This is a genomic window from Streptomyces sp. NPDC050535, assembly GCF_044457665.1.
Taxonomy (GTDB): domain Bacteria; phylum Actinomycetota; class Actinomycetes; order Streptomycetales; family Streptomycetaceae; genus Streptomyces.
Genome location: NZ_JBITHE010000006.1, coordinates 20,802 through 37,002, shown reverse-complemented (window position 1 = coordinate 37,002; position 16,201 = coordinate 20,802). Strand labels below are relative to the sequence as shown.

At 71.3% G+C, this 16,201-nt stretch carries 17 protein-coding genes; 4 read left to right on the top strand and 13 right to left on the bottom strand.

The genetic code is table 11. The features are described 5' to 3' along the window. Positions 1-73: 73 nt before the first annotated feature. The 3 genes from ACIBLC_RS15630 to ACIBLC_RS15620 form a co-directional block, all read right to left on the bottom strand. Positions 74-1,159 (bottom strand): prephenate dehydrogenase, encoded by a 1,086-nt coding sequence (locus tag ACIBLC_RS15630; RefSeq protein ID WP_399211466.1) that lies wholly within the window; start codon positions 1,157-1,159, stop codon positions 74-76. Beyond that, positions 1,156-1,518: a chorismate mutase gene (gene aroH, locus ACIBLC_RS15625; RefSeq protein ID WP_383689019.1), complete on the bottom strand. Its 363-nt coding sequence runs from the start codon at positions 1,516-1,518 to the stop codon at positions 1,156-1,158. Before aroH ends, ACIBLC_RS15630 begins: the two co-directional genes overlap by 4 nt. A 118-nt stretch (positions 1,519-1,636) precedes the next feature. Beyond that, complete coding sequence (locus ACIBLC_RS15620) at positions 1,637-2,074, bottom strand: YidB family protein (RefSeq protein WP_399211465.1); 438 nt, start codon at positions 2,072-2,074, stop codon at positions 1,637-1,639. 198 nt (positions 2,075-2,272) lie between these two features. Between ACIBLC_RS15620 and ACIBLC_RS15615 the strand changes: the two genes are divergently transcribed. From ACIBLC_RS15615 to ACIBLC_RS15600, 4 genes are read left to right on the top strand one after another with little or no spacing between them, the layout of a single operon-like run. After that, positions 2,273-2,953, top strand: a complete 681-nt coding sequence (locus tag ACIBLC_RS15615) for a hypothetical protein (RefSeq protein WP_399211803.1) — start codon at positions 2,273-2,275, stop codon at positions 2,951-2,953. A gap of 50 nt (positions 2,954-3,003) precedes the next feature. Next, on the top strand, positions 3,004-3,588 hold the full coding sequence (locus ACIBLC_RS15610) for a DUF6529 family protein (RefSeq protein ID WP_399211464.1): 585 nt from the start codon (positions 3,004-3,006) through the stop codon (positions 3,586-3,588). Further along, positions 3,585-3,989 carry a Rieske (2Fe-2S) protein gene (locus ACIBLC_RS15605; RefSeq protein ID WP_399211462.1) on the top strand — a complete coding sequence of 135 codons (405 nt, stop codon included), beginning with the start codon at positions 3,585-3,587 and terminating at the stop codon, positions 3,987-3,989. The genes ACIBLC_RS15610 and ACIBLC_RS15605 overlap by 4 nt, the downstream gene beginning before the upstream one ends. 22 nt (positions 3,990-4,011) lie before the next feature. Beyond that, positions 4,012-4,704 carry a DNA polymerase beta superfamily protein gene (locus ACIBLC_RS15600; protein ID WP_399211461.1) on the top strand — a complete coding sequence of 231 codons (693 nt, stop codon included), beginning with the start codon at positions 4,012-4,014 and terminating at the stop codon, positions 4,702-4,704. A 9-nt stretch (positions 4,705-4,713) separates the two neighbouring features. On the opposite strand, the gene ACIBLC_RS15595 is transcribed toward ACIBLC_RS15600, so the two are convergent. From ACIBLC_RS15595 to ACIBLC_RS15550, 10 genes are all read right to left on the bottom strand, one after another. Further along, a complete protein-coding gene (locus ACIBLC_RS15595; RefSeq protein ID WP_399211460.1) occupies positions 4,714-5,736 on the bottom strand; it encodes an ADP-ribosylglycohydrolase family protein in 1,023 nt (340 codons plus the stop codon). Next, positions 5,733-6,491 (bottom strand): NUDIX hydrolase, encoded by a 759-nt coding sequence (locus ACIBLC_RS15590; protein WP_399211459.1) that lies wholly within the window; start codon positions 6,489-6,491, stop codon positions 5,733-5,735. Before ACIBLC_RS15590 ends, ACIBLC_RS15595 begins: the two co-directional genes overlap by 4 nt. Before the next feature lie 225 nt (positions 6,492-6,716). Further along, positions 6,717-7,325 carry a maleylpyruvate isomerase family mycothiol-dependent enzyme gene (locus ACIBLC_RS15585; RefSeq protein ID WP_399211458.1) on the bottom strand — a complete coding sequence of 203 codons (609 nt, stop codon included), beginning with the start codon at positions 7,323-7,325 and terminating at the stop codon, positions 6,717-6,719. Between the two features lie 333 nt (positions 7,326-7,658). Next, positions 7,659-8,912, bottom strand: a complete 1,254-nt coding sequence (locus ACIBLC_RS15580) for a pseudouridine synthase (protein WP_399211457.1) — start codon at positions 8,910-8,912, stop codon at positions 7,659-7,661. Further along, a complete protein-coding gene (gene scpB, locus ACIBLC_RS15575) occupies positions 8,912-9,568 on the bottom strand; it encodes an SMC-Scp complex subunit ScpB (protein WP_399211456.1) in 657 nt (218 codons plus the stop codon). Before scpB ends, ACIBLC_RS15580 begins: the two co-directional genes overlap by 1 nt. Next, positions 9,565-10,668 (bottom strand): segregation and condensation protein A, encoded by a 1,104-nt coding sequence (locus tag ACIBLC_RS15570; RefSeq protein WP_399211455.1) that lies wholly within the window; start codon positions 10,666-10,668, stop codon positions 9,565-9,567. Before ACIBLC_RS15570 ends, scpB begins: the two co-directional genes overlap by 4 nt. Positions 10,669-10,687: 19 nt before the next feature. Continuing rightward, entirely contained in the window at positions 10,688-11,251 is a 564-nt protein-coding gene (locus ACIBLC_RS15565; RefSeq protein WP_399211454.1) for a hypothetical protein, read from the bottom strand. Further along, positions 11,236-12,363 (bottom strand): ParA family protein, encoded by a 1,128-nt coding sequence (locus tag ACIBLC_RS15560; RefSeq protein WP_399211453.1) that lies wholly within the window; start codon positions 12,361-12,363, stop codon positions 11,236-11,238. Before ACIBLC_RS15560 ends, ACIBLC_RS15565 begins: the two co-directional genes overlap by 16 nt. A gap of 389 nt (positions 12,364-12,752) precedes the next feature. Continuing rightward, entirely contained in the window at positions 12,753-13,868 is a 1,116-nt protein-coding gene (gene ald, locus ACIBLC_RS15555; protein ID WP_399211802.1) for an alanine dehydrogenase, read from the bottom strand. A 172-nt stretch (positions 13,869-14,040) separates the two neighbouring features. Continuing rightward, on the bottom strand, positions 14,041-16,122 hold the full coding sequence (locus ACIBLC_RS15550) for a tetratricopeptide repeat protein (protein WP_399211452.1): 2,082 nt from the start codon (positions 16,120-16,122) through the stop codon (positions 14,041-14,043). Positions 16,123-16,201 lie beyond the last annotated feature (79 nt).

Here is a 16,201-nt window from a genome sequence, read left to right as displayed (position 1 = left end):
CCCGTATTACTGGCCCTGTCACCGGCCCACGCGGGCGGTGACCGGAACCACCCGCGGAGGGCCGCCGCCGTCACTACTGCCGCAGCGCCCAGCCCCGCTCCCGCAGCGCCGCGCTCAGCACCGGCGCCGCCTTCGGCTCCACCATCAGCTGCACCAGACCGGCCTGCTGCCCGGTCGCGTGCTCGATGCGTACGTCCTCGATGTTGACCCCCGCCATCCCCGCGTCGGCGAAGATGCGGGCGAGCTGGCCGGGCTGGTCGTCGATGAGTACGGCCACGACCTCGTAGGCGCGCGGCGCGGAGCCGTGCTTGCCGGGCACCCGGACCTGGCCGGCGTTCCCGCGGCGCAGGACCTCCTCGATACCGGTGGCACCCGTACGCCGCTTGGCCTCGTCGGAGGACTGGAGGGCGCGCAGGGCCTGGACCGTCTCGTCGAGGTCGGCGGAGACGTCGGCGAGGAGGTCGGCGACCGGTCCCGGGTTCGCGGACAGGATGTCGATCCACATCCGGGGGTCGGAGGCGGCGATCCGGGTCACGTCGCGGATGCCCTGGCCACAGAGGCGTACGGCGGCCTCCTCGGCGTGCTCCAGGCGCGCGGCGACCATGCTGGACACCAGGTGGGGCATGTGGGAGACGAGCGCGACGGCCCGGTCGTGGGCGTCCGCGTCCATGACGACGGGTACGGCACGGCAGTGCGAGACGAGTTCGAGGGCGAGGTTGAGCACCTCGGTGTCGGTGTCCCGGGTCGGCGTCAGGACCCAGGGGCGCCCCTCGAAGAGGTCCGCGGTGGCGGCCAGCGGCCCCGACTTCTCCCGGCCCGACATGGGGTGCGACCCGATGTACGACGACAGGTCGAGGCCGAGCGCCTCCAGCTCCCGGCGCGGACCGCCCTTGACGCTCGCCACGTCGAGGTAGCCGCGCGCCACTCCGCGCCGCATGGCGTCCGCGAGGGTCGCGGCCACGTGCGCGGGCGGCGCGGCCACGATCGCGAGGTCGACGGGACCGTCCGGCGCCTCGCCCGTGCCGGCGCCGAGCGCGGCCGCCGTACGGGCCTGCTCCGGGTCGTGGTCGGTGAGGTGGACCACGACGCCGCGTGCGGTCAGGGCCAGGGCCGCCGACGTGCCGATCAGCCCGGTGCCGATGACGAGGGCTGTCCTCACTGGGCGATGTCCTTGCGGAGTGCGCCCGCCGCGCCCAGGTAGACGTGTGCGATGTCGGCGCGGGGCTTGTCGGACTCGATGTGCGCGAGGACGCGTACGACTCGGGGCATCGCGCCGTCGATCGCCAGTTCCTGGGCGCAGATCAGCGGCACGTCGACGATGCCGAGCTTGCGCGCGGCGGCCGCCGGGAAGTCGCTGTGCAGGTCGGGCGTCGCGGTGAACCAGATGCTGATCAGGTCGTCGGTGGTGAGGCCGTTCCGGTCCAGGACGGCGGTGAGCAGCTCGCTGACCTGCTCGTCCATGTGGCCGGCCTCGTCCCGCTCCAGTTGGACGGCGCCCCGGACCGCTCGTACCGCCACGGTGATGCTCCTCGCTGATGTACGTATACGTCTTGTCACACCAGCGTAGTCAGCCCGCAACGCGCCGGTGCGCGGCGCCCGCCTGACGAGACGGGGGCCGCGCACCCGGCGCGGGGCGTCAGACCTGCTGCGCCTTGATGAGGTCCTCCAGGGACGCGGACGGCAACCGGCCGTTCGGAGACAGCTTGTCGACCGCCTGCGGCAGGGTCTCGGCGATCTTGGTCGCGGCCTGGTCCGGAGTGACGCCGGCCTGTTCGGCGACCTGCTTGAGGGTCTCGTCGGGTACCGCCTGCTGGATCTGCGCGCCGGTCACGGGCTGGTTCTCGCCGGTGCCCACCCAGGAGTTCTTCTGCTCGGTGAGCCCCGACCTGGCGAGCATCTCCAGCAGGCCGCCCAGCGGGTTGCCGCTGCCGCCACCGGCCGGACCGCTGCCCGAACCGCCGGCCAGGGACTGGAGGAGCGCCCCGAGGATGCCCGCGCCGGAACCGCCGGCCGTTCCGCCCTTGCCTCCACCGAGGAGGCCGCCGAGCAGGCTGCCGAGATCGTTACCCGCCATGGTTGGTCACGCCTTTCGAGAGCGGGGCCGGGGGCAGGTCACCGCCCGGCCTCAGACCCTGCCAATGTCACTCGAACCATTCCGTTCCGCCACTCGTCCCACATGTAGCGAGAACGCATCCGTGCGCCTCTGGACGCCGGGGCGAGGGTCCGCTCTCATAGCAGGAGACTCGCCTCGGGGGAGGCCCGCATGGCCCGTATGAAGCGTCCAGGACCCGTTGTCACCCTTCTCGCGGGACTGGTGCTCGGCCTGTTCCTGCTGTCGCTCAACGCGACGACGGGGACGAAGCCCGCGTCGTCCACCCAGGAGGCGGCGCCGGCCGCGTCCACGTCGCCGAGCGCCGAACCAAGCCCGGCGCCCACGAAGACCACCGCGCCACCGTCTCCGTCGCCGACCCCGTCGAAGAAAGCGCCGTCCAACGCCGACTACGCGGGCCGTACCGACGACGACTCCTCGGCGATCGCGGTCACCGTGCGGGGCGGCAGGGCGATCGCGTACTTCTGCGACGGCCACGACAAGGAGTCCTGGCTGAAGGGCGACGTCAAGGACGACGGCACCATGAAGCTCACGGGCAAGAAGGGCGACGAGCTGAACGGCAGGCTCCAGGACGGCAGGCGGATCCGGGGCACCGTCGACCTGGGCGGGCAGCGCTACGGGTTCACCGCGGACCAGGCGGTCAAGCCGTCCGGACTGTACCGGGCGACTGCCACCGTGCGCGGCGCCAAGGTCGACGGCGGCTGGATCGTGCTGCCCGGCGGTGATCAGGTCGGCATCCTCAAACGCGACGACAGGCCCGCACCGGCGCCCGAGATCGACCCGGAGACCGGCGCCGTGACGATCGACGGCGAACAGCTCACCGCCCGGCCCGTCACGCCCTGACCTCCCGCTCGTCCCCATCATCCGACCCCCTCTCGCGCAGGGAGCCGTTCATGACCGTGGATCCGAACGCCGCAACCCGGGGCTTCCCGACCGGGCCGCCCGGACGCAGCCGTCCGAACCCGGCCCGCTATCTCGTCCCGGCCCTGGTCGCCGCGGCGGTGGCGGTCGGCCTCGGCGTGTACGGCAAGGTGCACGACCCGGCGGGGACCGCCTTCAACCTGGCCGGCTTCAGCAGCACGGGCGCCGTGAAGTCCTGGCTGGCGACGGCGGCCTTCGCCTTCGCGCTCGTCCAGGTCGTCTCGGCCCTCATGGTGTACGGGAGGCTGCCGGGGCCGAGCTGGTCGTCGGCGCTGCACCGCTGGTCGGGGCGGATCGCGTTCCTGGTGTCGGTGCCGGTCGCGGTGCACTGCCTGTACGCGCTGGGCTATCAGACGTACGAAACACGCGTTTTGTGGCACTCTCTCCTGGGTTGCTTCTTCTTCGGTGCCTTCAGTGCCAAGATGCTGCTGCTCCGCTCGGAGCGACTGCCGGGCTGGCTGCTCCCGATCGTCGGCGGGCTCGTGTTCACCATCCTCACCGTCATCTGGCTGACGTCCGCCCTCTGGTTCTTCCGCACCTTCGGAGTGACGACATGACCCATCGCCCGACGCGGCGCACGATTCTTCTCGCGAGCGGCGCGGCGGCTCTCGTCGCGGGTTGCAGTGAGTACGGCGACAGCGGTGACTCCTCGTCCGCCGCCGCCTCCCCCGGACAGGAACTGGCCAGGACGAGCGACATCCCGGTCGGCGGGGGGAAGATCTTCAAGGACGAGCAGGTCGTGGTGACCCAGCCGGAGAAGGACCAGTTCAAGGCCTTCTCCAACATCTGCACCCACCAGCGGTGCCCGGTGGCCAACGTCGCGGACGGCACCATCAACTGCACCTGCCACGGCAGCAAGTTCAGCATCAAGGACGGCTCGGTGGCCAACCCGCCGGCCACGCAGCCGCTGCCCGAGAAGCAGATCACCGTGACAGGAAATTCGATCAGCCTGGCGTGAGTTGGCGCATACGCTCCGGGACATGGATTCCGAGGCCCTGGTGCGCGACCACACGATCTACTCCTGCGTGATGGGTTCGCGCGCCTTCGGCCTGGCCACGGACACCAGCGACACGGACCGGCGGGGCGTGTTCCTCGCCCCGACCCCGCTCTTCTGGCGCTTCGAGAAGCCGCCGACCCACGTCGAGGGCCCGGCGGAGGAGCAGTTCAGCTGGGAACTGGAGCGCTTCTGCGAGCTGGCCCTGCGCGCCAACCCGAACATCCTGGAGTGCCTGCACTCCCCCGTCGTGGAGTACGTCGACGACACGGGCCGCGAACTCCTCGCCCTGCGCGAGGCGTTCCTGTCGCGGCGGGCACACGAGACGTTCATCCGCTATGCCATGGGCCAGCACAGGAAGCTGGAGGCCGACGTACGTCAGCACGGCGCCCCTCGCTGGAAGCACGCCATGCACCTCCTCCGCCTGCTGGCGAGCTCCCGTGATCTGCTGCGCACGGGCAGGCTCACGATCGACGTCGGCGATCAGCGTGAGCCGCTGCTCGCGGTGAAGCGGGGCGAGGTCTCCTGGTCGCGCGTCGAGACCTGGATGACCGAGTTGGTGACGGAGGCGGACGAGTCGGCCGGCGGCAGCCCGCTCCCCGCCGAGCCGGACCGGGCACGCGTCGAGGACTTCCTCGTGCGCGTCCGCCAGGCGTCAGCTCTCCGTGCGGGGGCTTGAGTCCGCCGCTCAGGCGTCCCAGAGCGCCCCCAGCGACATGAGGTCACCCTGGTACTCGATGCGGTCGGCCCACGACGTCGGCCACGCGTCCGAGCCGTGGTAGGCCCCGGCGAAGGCGCCGGTCAGGCAGGCGATGGAGTCGGAGTCGCCGGAGGTGCAGGCGGCCCGGCGTACGGCGGTGAGGGGTTCGTCGACGAGCATCAGGAAGCACAACAGGCCGGTGGCGAGCGCCTCTTCGGCGACCCAGCCCCCGCCGGTGGCGAGGCACGGATCGGCCTCGGGCGAGACCGTGCGCACGGCGTGCCTGAGGTGGTCCAGGGTCTCCAGGCACTCGTCCCAGCCGCGCCCGATGAAGTGCTCCGGCGTGGGGTCCTGGCCGCGGGTCCACAGGTCGCCGAGCCAGCGGGAGTGGTAGTTGTGGCGGTTCTCGTAGGCGTACGAGCGCAGCCGGCCGACCAGGCCCATCGGCTCGGTCCCCTCGGCGAGGAGCCAGATCGCGTGTGCGGTGAGGTCGGCGGCGGCGAGTGCCGTGGGGTGTCCGTGGGTGAGGGCGGCCTGCAACTGGGCGGCTCCCGCGCGCTGTTCCTCACTCAGCCCGCGCACCAGCCCGACGGGCGCCACGCGCATGTTGGCGCCGCAGCCCTTGGAGCCGATCTGGCTGGCCTCCTGCCAGGGGCGCTTCTCGTTCTTCAGGAGGTTGCAGGCGACGAGACAGGTGCGGCCGGGCGCGCGGTTGTTGTCGGGCGACTGGTACCAGTTCACGAACTCCTGGCGCACCGGCCGCTCCATCCGCAGCGGGTCCAGCAGTCCACGGTCCATGGCGGTACGCAGCCCGCGGGCCAGCGCCAGCGTCATCTGGGTGTCGTCCGTGACGATGGCGGGCCTGGGCAGGTCCATCTCGCGCCAGGGCCCGCACTTGGCGAGAATCGCCGGCACGGAGTTGAACTCGGTAGGGAACCCCATCGCGTCGCCGAGGGCGAGGCCGAGCAGGGATCCGGTGGCGGCACGTTTCGCGAGCGTCGTGGTGGTCATGTGGGTCGTCCTTCCTGAGTGGGACGCATCAGGGGCGGGTGCAGGGTGGTGGCGCCGCCCGCGCGGTAGACCGCGGCGGGTTTTCCGCGGCCTCCGGTCAGACGCGCGGCACCCGGGACCTGGTCGACGAAGCCCGGCGTGGCGAGCACCTTGCGCCGGAAGTTGGGCCGGTCGAGGGCGGTTCCCCACACGGTCTCGTACACCTGCTGCAACTCTCCGAGGGTGAACTCGGGCGGGCAGAAGGACGTGGCGAGACAGCTGTACTCGAGCTTGGCACCGACGCGTTCGTGGGCGTCGGCGAGGATCCGGTCGTGGTCGAAGGCGAGGGGACCGAGCGCGTCGTACCGCAGCCACTGGGCCTGCGCCGCGTCACCGCCGCCGTGCGGCTCGGGAGGGTCCGCGAGCAGCGCGGCGAAGGCGACGGAGACGACGCGCATCCTGGGGTCGCGGCGGGGTTCGCTGTACGTCCGCAACTGTTCGAGGTGGAGCCCGGAGATGTCCGACAGGCCGGTTTCCTCGGCGAGTTCGCGCCGGGCCGCCGTCTCCGCGGACTCGTGCGGCAGCACGAAGCCGCCGGGCAGCGCCCAGCGGCCCAGATACGGCTCCTGTCCGCGCTCGACGAGCAGCACCTGGAGCACGCCCGCACGGACCGTCAGGACGGCCAAGTCGACGGTGACGGCGAAGGGCTCGAACGCGTACTTGTCGTAGCCCTCTGGCGCGTTGCCGCCAGACGCCCGACCTTCGCGTGCGAGCACGCCCACTCACTCCCCACTTAATAGTCAGAACGACTAATAGTCATCACGACTATAAGTGAGGTGAGTAGGCTCACACAAGCCTCCAAGTGAGCTGATTCGAGGGCTTCTTGGCAGATCAAGACGGCCGAACGCCGCCACCGCCGCTCCCGCCGCAGCGACCCCACCCGTCGACACGCACACCTTGATCAGCCCGCCGCGGCCCGGAAACAGTCACCCCGGGCTCAGTCACGGGAGGCAGACCGGGCCCGGCCCCGGAAGGAGGCGCGGGGGGCTCGGACGCCGCCCCAGGAAGGCCAGCAGCCGGTCCTCGGGCCGGGACCAGGACGACAGCGCGCCGACCGGCTCGGCGAAGCGCACACCCCGGTCCGCGTCCGCGACGAACTCCCCTGCCACTGAGAGCAGTTCGCCCGCGAGCGCCGGCGGAATCGGCCGCGACCGCCCGCACGCCTGGGCAACGTCCCATCCGTGTACGGCGATCTCGACTGCGCCGACGGCCGCCAGCGGCCCGACTTCGAGCGACCGGTCCCCCACCCGCACGGACGGCTCGGCCGACGGCACCGCGCCCGACACCACGGCCCAGGCGCCGAGCAGCGCGCAGGCCCGTTCCCGGAACGCGCACACGGGATCGGCCGCCCGCGGCGAGGGACACAGGCCCACCCGTCCCTCGGAGACCCCTTCGTAGAGCGCGTCCACCGAGTCGTCGAGATGCCCGAGCAGCTCCCCCAGATCCCACCGGGCGCAGGGCGTGGCGCGCCCCAGACTCCCCGGCACCACGACGGCGACACTCCCCAGCGCGTACGCGAGCGAACGTTCCAGCAGCTCCCCGGAGTTCACGGGCACACCCCGCCCGTCCCGAAACGCGCCTCACACACGCCGTCCGCCCCAGCGGCCCTCAGGAGCCCTCCAGGCACGCCTCCCGGCCCGCCGGCCCCCGTGGGCGACAAACGGCGCACACCGCCCTCCGGAGCCGTCAGACGTCTGCTCGTGACGATCCGGTCCGTCCCGCTCCGCGAGGACGACCGGCCCTCGCGTTCTCTCGTCCCACCCATCGCGGGCTCCCTTCCCTCACCCGTACAGACGGCCGGGAAGCGGAAAAAGCATCGGCCGGTTCCGGAACAATCCCGGAACCGGCCGAAAACGACGGGCACTCCTGAGCGACAGGCGCTCCTAGAGGTCGACCTCCTGCATGAGCATTCCGACCTCGGTGTTCGACAGGCGGCGCAGCCAGCCCGACTTCTGGTCGCCCAGGGTGATCGGGCCGAAGGAGACGCGCACCAGCTTGTCGACCGGGAAGCCGGCCTCCGCGAGCATGCGGCGCACGATGTGCTTGCGGCCCTCGTGCAGGGTCACCTCGACCATGTAGTTCTTGCCGGTCTGCTCGACGACCCGGAAGTGGTCCGCCTTCGCGTACCCGTCCTCCAGCTGGATGCCGTTCTTGAGCTGCTTGCCCAGGTCGCGCGGGATGGGGCCCACGATGTGCGCGAGGTAGACCTTCTTCACGCCGTACTTGGGGTGGGTCAGGCGGTGCGCCAGTTCACCGTGGTTGGTGAGCAGGATGACGCCCTCGGTCTCGGTGTCCAGCCGCCCGACGTGGAAGAGCCGCGTCTCGCGGTTCGTCACGTAGTCGCCGAGGCACTGACGGCCCTCGGTGTCCTCCATGGTCGAGACGACACCGGCGGGCTTGTTCAGCGAGAAGAACTGGTACGACTGCGTGGCGACGGTCAGCCCGTCGACCTTGATCTCATCCTTCTCCGGGTCGACGCGCATGCCCTGTTCCAGCACGATCTCGCCGTTGACCTCGACCCTGGCCTGCTCGACCAGTTCCTCGCAGGCGCGCCGCGAACCGTAGCCCGCGCGCGCGAGCACCTTCTGCAGGCGCTCGCCCTCCTCCTCGGCCCCGGGGTGGGTCCTGGGCGTCTTGATCTCCGGCTTGCCGGCGTACCGGTCCCGGTTGCGCTCCTCGGCCCGCGTCTCGTACTCACGCGAACGCGCCGGCTCCGTACGGCCGCCGCGCTGCTGACCCTGCTTGGGGCCGCCCTTGGCGCCGCCGCGGGCCGCGTTGCCGCGCCCGGACTTGGGGCCCTCGTGGGAGGCGGCGGGGCCTACGTCGTAGCGGCGCTCCTCGGGACGCGGCTTGCCGGGGCGCTTGGGCTGCTCGTCACGCCCTCCCCCGCTCCTCGGCTGGGAGCCGCCCGCACCGGTTCCCCGGGGGGCTCCGCGCCCGCCGGCCCCGCGGGAGTCTCCGCTCCCGCCGGACCCACGGGAGCCGGCGCCCCCACCGGACCCGCGAGGGTTGCCGCCTCCGCCGGACCCACGGGAGCTGCCGCCTCCGCCGGATCCGCGGGAGCTGCCGCCCCCACTGGAGCCGCGGGGGTTGCCGCGCCCGCTGTTACCGCCACTGCCACTGCCACTGCTTCGCATCAAAGTTCCGTCGTCGTCGTGTCGTCTGCATCTGAGTCCGGTGCGTCCGGATCGAACGACGGGACCCCTTCCAGCGTCTCTGCTTCGATCGCGTCCGCCTCGGGGAGGAAGGGCGCGAGCTCCGGGAGCTCGTCCAGGCCGCGCAGGCCCATTCGCTCCAGGAAGTAGTTCGTCGTCCTGTACAGGATCGCACCTGTTTCGGGTTCCGTGCCCGCCTCCTCGACCAGACCGCGCTGGAGGAGGGTGCGCATCACGCCGTCACAGTTGACTCCGCGGACCGCCGAGACCCTGGATCGGCTGACCGGCTGACGGTACGCGACGACGGCCAGCGTCTCCAGGGCCGCCTGGGTGAGCCGGGCCTGCTGCCCGTCCAGGACGAAGCGCTCGACGGCCATGGCGTACTCGGGCCGGCTGTAGAACCGCCAGCCCCCGGCGATGAGCCGCAGCTCGAAGCCGCGTCCCTGCACGGTGTACTCGTCGGCCAGCTCGCGCAGCGCGGCCGCGATCCGCCGCTTCGGCCGCTCCAGGATCTTCGAGAGGTGCTCCACGGTCGCGGGTTCGTCCACGACCATGAGGACGGCCTCCAGGGCGGGTTTGAGATCGAGGTCGGCGACGGTGCGCGGCCCGGCCGGGATCTCGGTGGTGTCCTCGCTCACGCCTTCTTCTCCTCCTTGGGCACCTCGGGCGGCCGGTCGAACTCGTCCGTCACCTTCGGCTGCTCGTCGCTGTCCCCGCCGGTCCAGCGCACGACCAGTTCCCCGAGGGCGTCTTCCTGGTCCAGCGCCACGGCCTTCTCGCGGTACAGCTCCAGCAGGGCGAGGAACCGGGCGACGACGGTCAGGGTGTCGGCGGTGTCCTCGATGAGGTCGCGGAAACTGGCCGCCCCCAGCTCCTTCAGCCGGGCCACCATGATCCCCGCCTGCTCCTGCACGCTGACCAGCGGCGCGTGGATGTGGTCGACGTACACCTGCGGCCTGGGCCTGGGCTGCATCGCCTTCACGGCCAGCTTCGCGAACCCCTCGGCCCCGATGCTGATGACCACCTCGGGAAGCAGCTCCGCGTGGTGGTCCTCCAGTCCGACGGTACGGGGGTAGCGGCGGGCCTCCTGGTCGAGGCGGGCCTGGAAGATGTCCGCGATGTGCTTGTACGCGCGGTACTGGAGGAGCCGCGCGAAGAGCAGGTCCCGGGCCTCGAGCAGCGCCAGGTCCGCCTCGTCCTCGACCTCGGCGGACGGCAGCAGGCGCGCCGCCTTGAGGTCGAGCAGGGTGGCCGCGACCACGAGGAACTCGGTCGTCTGGTCGAGGTCCCAGTCCGGGCCCATGGCCCTGATGTGGGCCATGAAATCGTCGGTGACGCGCGACAGCGCCACTTCCGTGACGTCCATCTTGTGCTTCGAGATCAGCTGAAGCAGCAGGTCGAAGGGGCCCTCGAAGTTCGCGAGGCGCACCTTGAAGACACCGTCGCCGTCCTCGTCGTCGGGCTCCGGCTCGGGTTCGGATGCGGCTTCGAACTCGGCGAAAAGCTCGGGCTCGGGCCCGATGGGGACCTCTGGCTCGGGCTCGACGGGAGGCTCGGGCCCGGCAAGAACCTCGGGCCCGGACTCCACGGGCTCCGCCGGCGCCCCGGAACCGACGGGCGGCGCCGGCACCGGCTCCTCGACAGGGGCCGGGGGCGCCTCCCCGGGCCCCCGCCCCAGAACACGCCGACGGCCGGCACCGGGGCCGGAGGGCGGGACGGAAGCGTCATACGAGGGCATAGCGCTCGCAGGCTACCTCCTACCGCCCACGAAGCCGTCGTACGAGAATGCTCGCGTCCCCCCGGGATTCGAGATCGGCGAGCACGACGGCCACCGCCTCCCGGACGATCCGCCCGCGGTCGACGGCCAGCCCGTGCTCACCCCGGAGCACCAGCCGGGCGTGCTCGAGGTCGATGAGTTCCTCGGCGGACACGTACACCGTGATCTTCTCGTCGTGCCGTTCCCGCCCGCTGGGCCGACGCCCCTGGCCCCGTCCGCGCTTGCGCGAGGACTGTCCGGCGGCAGAACCTTCCTGCACTGCCTGACCTCGCCCGGAGCGCTCGGCGGTGGCACCCCGGCTGCGGGATCCCGCGTCGGGGTCGGAGTCGGCCGCGACGTGTTCGTCGCCCTCGCCGTCACCGCCCCGGACGGGCACCGACTGCGGTGCGTCGTCCCCGGCGGCCACCGCGTCGCTCTCGCCCGCGGGAGCCGGTACCCGGGCCTCGCCGTTGGTCCGGCGAGAGGGCGAGGACGACTGGAGCGCCATTCCCCCGGTGGTACGGAACAGTTCGTCGGCCCCCGGCAGACTCACTCGGCGTGACACCGGGCGAGCACCTCCCTGGCGAGCTGGCGATAGGCGGCGGCACCGACGGAGTTGGAGGCGTACGTGGTGATCGGCTCACCGGCGACGGTGGTCTCCGGGAAGCGCACCGTGCGCCCGATGACCGTGTGGTAGACGTGATCGTCGAACGCCTCGACCACGCGCGCGAGCACCTCACGGCTGTGCACCGTGCGCGAGTCGTACATCGTCGCGAGGATGCCGTCGAGCTCCAGCTCGGGGTTGAGCCGCTCCTGGACCTTCTCGATGGTCTCGGTGAGCAGTGCGACACCGCGCAGGGCGAAGAACTCGCACTCGAGCGGCACGATCACCTTGTGGGCCGCCGTCAGGGCGTTCACGGTGAGCAGGCCGAGCGAGGGCTGGCAGTCGATCACGATGTAGTCGTAGTCGGCCATCAGCGGCTTCAGGGCGCGCTGGAGCGTGGACTCACGCGCCACCTCGCTCACCAGCTGCACCTCGGCGGCGGACAGGTCGATGTTGCTGGGCAGCAGGTCCATGTTCGGGACCGCCGTCTTCAGGAGCACGTCGTCCGCCGTCATTCCCCGCTCCATGAGCAGGTTGTAGACGGTGAGGTCGAGCTCCATCGGGTTGACGCCGAGACCGACCGAGAGCGCGCCCTGCGGGTCGAAGTCGACGAGCAGGACCCGGCGTCCGTACTCCGCGAGCGCGGCACCCAGGTTGATGGTCGACGTGGTCTTGCCGACGCCGCCCTTCTGGTTGCACATCGCCACGATCGTCGCGGGGCCGTGGTCGGTCAGCGGCCCGGGGATCGGGAAGTACGGGAGCGGGCGTCCCGTCGGGCCGACGCGCTCACGGCGCTGACGGGCCGCGTCCGGCGCGAGCGTGGCCGCGTACTCGGGATCGGGCTCGTACTCGGCGTCGGGGTCGTAGAAGTGCCCCTCGGGCAGTTCGTCGAAGTCGGCGAAGTGGGTGCGGTTCTCGCCACTTCCGTTGCCGGCCATGGCGTTCACGTGATGGCCATCCATGCTCGGGTGTGCTGTCTGAGTCATACGGGGACTCTTCTGGGCTGCGAAGGTGCGGACAGCGACGGAGCCGACAGCCTCGAGCCCCGTGGGGGCCTGGCCCCGCGTCGGCATTCCTGGTTGACCACCCCCGGGAGTAAATGTCGACTCATTCACAAGTCGTCTTACCTCCTTGGTGACCAGGAAACTTCTCGATAGGTCAGCGTGGCACCATGCCGACGGTTGGCGACTCTATGGCGTGTCACCGCTCCGCAGCAACACAATCCGCCGGACCCGACCCGATGTGTCGGCAACCGAACACCCCTCTGTCAAGGGCGTAAGGCCGTCGCACAGCAGGTTTCACCGGTGTACGAATCGGTTAAAGGGTTACGTTCGCGGCGAGTTGAACGAGTGTCACAAAGTGACCCGACACACACCCGGCCGGACCTCGTCGGGCAAGGTCCGGCCGGGTGTGCGGTGTTGACGAGCCGTGTTGACGTATCGCCTTTTTACCCGTTGATGACTTAACCGAGCAAGGTCTCCAGCTCCACGTGCTCAAGGCCGTGAGCCTCGGCGACCTCGCGGTAAACCACCTTGCCGTCATGCGTGTTGAGACCCCTGGCGAGCGCCGCGTCACGGCGCAGCGCCTCGACCCAGCCGCGGTTCGCGAGCTCCACGATGTACGGAAGTGTCGCGTTGGTGAGCGCGTACGTCGACGTGTTGGGCACCGCGCCGGGCATGTTGGCGACGCAGTAGAAGACCGAGCCGTGGACCGGGAAGGTCGGCTCGGCGTGTGTGGTGGGACGCGAGTCCTCGAAGCACCCACCCTGGTCGATCGCGATGTCGACAAGAACACTTCCCGGCTTCATTCGCGAAACAAGTTCGTTGGTGACGAGCTTCGGCGCCTTGGCTCCCGGGATGAGAACGGCACCGATGACGAGGTCGGCGTCCAGCACGGCCTTCTCCAGCTCGAAGGAGTTGGACATGATCGCCCGGACCTTGGTGCCGAAGACCTTGTCGGCCTCGCGCAGCTTGTTGATGTCGCGGTCGAGCAGCGTGACGTGGAATCCCATGCCGACGGCGATCTGCGTGGCGTTCCAGCCGGAGACACCGCCGCCGATGACGACGGCCCGCGCGGGCTGCGTGCCGGGGACGCCACCGGGGAGCACACCGCGGCCGCCGACCGAGCGCATCAGATGGTACGCGCCGACCTGCGGAGCCAGCCGGCCCGCGACCTCCGACATCGGGGCGAGCAGGGGCAGGGCGCGACCGGGCAGCTCAACGGTCTCGTAGGCGATCGCCGTGGTGCCGGACCCGACGAGCGCGTCCGTGCACTCCTTGGACGCCGCCAGGTGCAGGTAGGTGAAGAGCGTCTGGTCCTTGCGCAGGCGGTGGTACTCCTCCGCGATGGGCTCCTTGACCTTGAGCAGCAGGTCGGCGGTGGCCCAGACCTCGTCGGCGGTGGCGAGGATCCGCGCACCGGCGGCGACGAACTCGTCGTCCGTGATCGAGGAGCCGAGACCGGCGTGCTGCTCGATGAGGACCTGGTGGCCGTGGCGCACCAGCTCGTGCACACCGGCGGGGGTGATGGCCACCCGGAACTCGTTGTTCTTGACCTCGCGGGGGATACCGACCTTCACGTCGATCACGGTCCTTGGCTCAGAGGGTTCTGGGGCTGCGCATGCCGGGGCGACACAAGCCAGGGCATTGCAGGTCATACCCGACGCGAGGGAGCACACCGGGAGACACCACGAAAGAACGCGGCGGAGCCAGTCTAATGAAGGGATTCTCTCTGTCTAGCCTTCCAATGCATCAATCTTTTTCGGGTGTACTACGGATTTCGCAGGCGTTAGCGTCTTGTTCCCTGGCTGATGCGCTTTCCGGGAGCTCGTCACCCAGCATTCGCTCGGCCGCACTCCGGTGCAGCCGGGCCGCCGCCGGGTCGCCGAGCCGGTCCAGGGTGTCGGCCAGCCTGAGCTGAAGCGCGGCCTGGAGTCGTACGTCGTCCGCGCGGCGCGCCCACTCGGCCGCCTCCTGGCAGGTGCGCAGCGACTCCTCGGGCCGCCCGGCGTACTCCTGGACACGGGCCAGCTCGCTCAACGCCCGTGCCTGAGCGGCCACATCGCCGTTCTTGCGGTGCCCGGTGACGGCGGCCCGCCAGTTGCGCAGCGCCTCGCCGTAGCGGCCCGCGTAGGTGTGCGCGGTGGCGATACGGCCGTACAGCCGGGCGGCGTCCACGCGCTCGTCGCGCGCGAGCCGTTCGGCGAGCGCCCGCCCGTACCAGTCGGCGGCCCGGTCGTAGTCCCCGAGCTCCTGGTGGGCGCCGCCTACGGATTCCATCGCGCGGCCGGTCGCATACAGGTCGTTCGCCTCGCGTCCGGCGTCCAGCGCGGCCCGGTAGCGGACCAGCGCCTCGGGCGTACGGCCGGTCTGCGCGTCCAGGTCCGCTAGGTTCAGCAGGGCCGCGGCCTTCTCCCGGGGCAGTTCGCGGCGCTCGGCGACGTCCAGGACGAGCCGGTGGATCCCGTACAGCTCGGGTGCGGCGGCCCGCGTACCGATGTGCGCGACCATCGCCCGTACCAGCGCGGCCATCAGGCGGCGGGCCAGCGTGTCCAGCTCGCCGTCGGCGACCGCGAGCCGGGCCGAGGCGAGCAGCGCGGGCTGCCGGATGCGCAGCCAGTCGGCGGCGGCCCGGGGGTTCGGGAAGCGCAGGGCCCGGGGCATTCCGGCGAGCTTCTCGCGGGCGGGCGAGCTGTCGGTCTCGGTGATGGCGCGGCAGGACACCAGCAGCCGTACGGTCCGCTCCAGCATCCGGGCGCGGGCGAGCTGGAGCTCGGCGGGGCGGTCGTGGGCCTCGGTGAGCGCGGTCAGCAGCGGCAGCAGGCAGCCGGGCACCTCGTACTGCGGCAGCGGCGACGGGACGGGCCGCAGCAGGCCGAGCGCGGCGAAGTCGTCCAGGGTGGTGCGGGCGGCGCTCACCGAGCAGCCGGCGAGCGCGGAGGCGGTGTGCGGGTCGACGAGACCGGCCGGGGCGAGCGAGAGCAGTCGCAGTATCCGCGCGGCGGCGCTGGGCAGCGAGGCGTACGTGAGCCGGAGCATGCGGGCCGGCGCCGTGCCTTCGTCGCCCTCGGTGCGCAGGTGCTTGGCGAGGTCGGCGACCGCCGACTGGGGGCGGGACGCGAGCCAGCCGCCGGCGAGCACCAGGGCGGCGGGCTGGCCGGCGCACAGCTCGACCAGGTTCTCGGCGGAGAGCGGGTCGACGGTAATGCGCACCTGGCCGGTGAAACGGCCGAGGAGTTCGAGCGCCGACTTGGTGTCCAGGCCGCCCAGGGTGCAGGGGCGGACGTCCGCGATGCCGGTCAGCGGGCCGCCGGAGACGGCGACGACCAGGCAGTCCGGGGTGTCCGGCAGCAGGGCGTCGACCTGCTCGGCGTCGGCCGCGTCGTCGAGCACGAGCAGGACGCGGCGGACGGCGAGGGCCTCGCGCAGCGCCTCGCCGAGGTCGTCGGCGTCCGCGCCGGGCGGGGTGGGGCGCTCCAGAGCGGTGAGGAGCTCCCGTGCGGTGCGCTCGGTGGGTACCGGGGTGCCGTCGGCTTCGGTGAGCCGGGCGCGCAGCACGCCGTCGGGGTAACTCTCGGCGACCTGCCGCGCGAGCTCCTCGGCGAGCGCGGTGCGGCCCGAACCGGGCTTGCCCGCGATGAGCAGGACGCGCGCGCGGGGCGCCTTCCGGCCCGAGATGGTGTCCAGGCCCGCTCGCTCGATGTCGGCCCGGAGTTCCTTCAACTCTCTTGTGCGACCCAGGAACTGACTCTCCGTAGGAGCGGACTCGGCAGCCGGGCGCTGCCCTTCTGCCGACACCTTCGTGCCGCCGTTGTCCACCGCCTGATCCGTCACGGGCCACACTCCCGTCCCACTGCGCGCGCAAACCCGCCGGGACTCCGGACGGGGCGTTTTCAGAGCCTAGTTCACGCTC

What these genes read in the sequence shown, in the direction of transcription:
- ACIBLC_RS15580 (WP_399211457.1), bottom strand. Translation starts at nt 8,912, where the DNA reads ATGCGAAGCAGTGGCAGTGGCAGTGGCGGTAACAGCGGGCGCGGCAAC.
- ACIBLC_RS15615 (WP_399211803.1), top strand. Translation starts at nt 2,273, where the DNA reads ATGAAGCGTCCAGGACCCGTTGTCACCCTTCTCGCGGGACTGGTGCTC.
- ACIBLC_RS15570 (WP_399211455.1), bottom strand. Translation starts at nt 10,668, where the DNA reads ATGCCCTCGTATGACGCTTCCGTCCCGCCCTCCGGCCCCGGTGCCGGC.
- ACIBLC_RS15605 (WP_399211462.1), top strand. Translation starts at nt 3,585, where the DNA reads ATGACCCATCGCCCGACGCGGCGCACGATTCTTCTCGCGAGCGGCGCG.
- ACIBLC_RS15560 (WP_399211453.1), bottom strand. Translation starts at nt 12,363, where the DNA reads ATGCCGACGCGGGGCCAGGCCCCCACGGGGCTCGAGGCTGTCGGCTCC.
- ACIBLC_RS15620 (WP_399211465.1), bottom strand. Translation starts at nt 2,074, where the DNA reads ATGGCGGGTAACGATCTCGGCAGCCTGCTCGGCGGCCTCCTCGGTGGA.
- ACIBLC_RS15610 (WP_399211464.1), top strand. Translation starts at nt 3,004, where the DNA reads ATGACCGTGGATCCGAACGCCGCAACCCGGGGCTTCCCGACCGGGCCG.
- ACIBLC_RS15595 (WP_399211460.1), bottom strand. Translation starts at nt 5,736, where the DNA reads ATGACCACCACGACGCTCGCGAAACGTGCCGCCACCGGATCCCTGCTC.
- ACIBLC_RS15600 (WP_399211461.1), top strand. Translation starts at nt 4,012, where the DNA reads ATGGATTCCGAGGCCCTGGTGCGCGACCACACGATCTACTCCTGCGTG.